Here is a 1,033-nt window from a genome sequence, read left to right on the forward strand (position 1 = left end):
ATAATTTTATATAAAATTGGCAGATTAAAAAGAGAAAAACTAAAAAGAATTATCAAAACCATAATAGAAATTATTAAAAAATGATTTCTAACAAATTTAACATATTTCAAGTCCTCTGATACACCCCGAGCGTCTGTTCGGATACGTGGTCCCAGTGGTACTCCCGCCGGAGAAGGTCCAGATAGCCCAGGCGCTCCTCAGGCGAAATGCCCCGGTGGAAAAGAGTCTCCATTTCTTTTTACTATGAGTGGAAGGGGAAAAATATTAGTATAGGGTAAAATATTAAGGTAAAAATGGATTAATAATTTTTAGTTTTTCCACCACAAGACCAGGATGCATATCTTCGGTAACCAAAATCTTGGCTTCTCCTTCGAGAGCCGCTGCTACTATCAGACTGTCCCAGAAAGAAAGCCTATACCGCTCCCTTAATTCCGAAGCAAGCAACATCGTCTCTTCGTCCGGTTTAATGACTTTATACTTTCTGAAAAATTGTCTGATAATTTCTCGTATTCCTTTTTCCAAAAAATCCGCTTTCTTCTTGAGATTCAAACAGAGTTCATTGATTACCTGAGTGCTTACCTGAATAGATTTTCCGTATCTTTTGATGACCTCTACTGCCCTTTGATGTTTTTCCGGATCGTTCCCGGTAAAAGCATAAAACCATACATTAGTATCTATAAAAGCCCATCCCTCCCCCAGATTATTCATGAACCCATCCTCTCCATCCGTTCGGCGTAAAGCTCTTCTCTGCTGAAAGGTTTACCTTTCTCGCCAGATTTAAGCTCCACAGGATGTTCCATAAGATACTCTATAATGTCTTCTTCCTCAGGATAGAGCACCACTTTTACCTTTTTTCCTTCAAGATTGACATTAAAAGGCAATTGGATCTTGCCCTCTTTTACCACACTCTCAAATTCCAGGGGCATCATTCCCTCCGTTTTTGATATTCTCTTTCATTTTCCCGCCACCCATAGCCAATTTCAAGCCCTTTGATACACCCCGAGCGTCTGCTCGGCTATGCGGTCCCAGTTGT

General features: G+C 40.5%; 2 protein-coding genes. Both read right to left on the minus strand.

Annotated elements, in window-relative coordinates; genetic code table 11:
• Window positions 1-282: 282 nt before the first annotated feature.
• Entirely contained in the window at window positions 283-708 is a 426-nt protein-coding gene (locus tag TDIS_RS10585; protein WP_068671858.1) for a PIN domain-containing protein, read from the minus strand.
• Window positions 705-929, minus strand: a complete 225-nt coding sequence (locus tag TDIS_RS10590) for a hypothetical protein (protein WP_153303846.1) — start codon at window positions 927-929, stop codon at window positions 705-707. Before TDIS_RS10590 ends, TDIS_RS10585 begins: the two co-directional genes overlap by 4 nt.
• Between the last annotated feature and the right edge of the window lie 104 nt (window positions 930-1,033).

The sequence above is a fragment of the Thermosulfurimonas dismutans genome, from assembly GCF_001652585.1.
GTDB lineage: Bacteria > Desulfobacterota > Thermodesulfobacteria > Thermodesulfobacteriales > Thermodesulfobacteriaceae > Thermosulfurimonas > Thermosulfurimonas dismutans.

What these genes read in the sequence shown, in the direction of transcription:
- TDIS_RS10585 (WP_068671858.1), bottom strand. Translation starts at nt 708, where the DNA reads ATGAATAATCTGGGGGAGGGATGGGCTTTTATAGATACTAATGTATGG.
- TDIS_RS10590 (WP_153303846.1), bottom strand. Translation starts at nt 929, where the DNA reads ATGATGCCCCTGGAATTTGAGAGTGTGGTAAAAGAGGGCAAGATCCAA.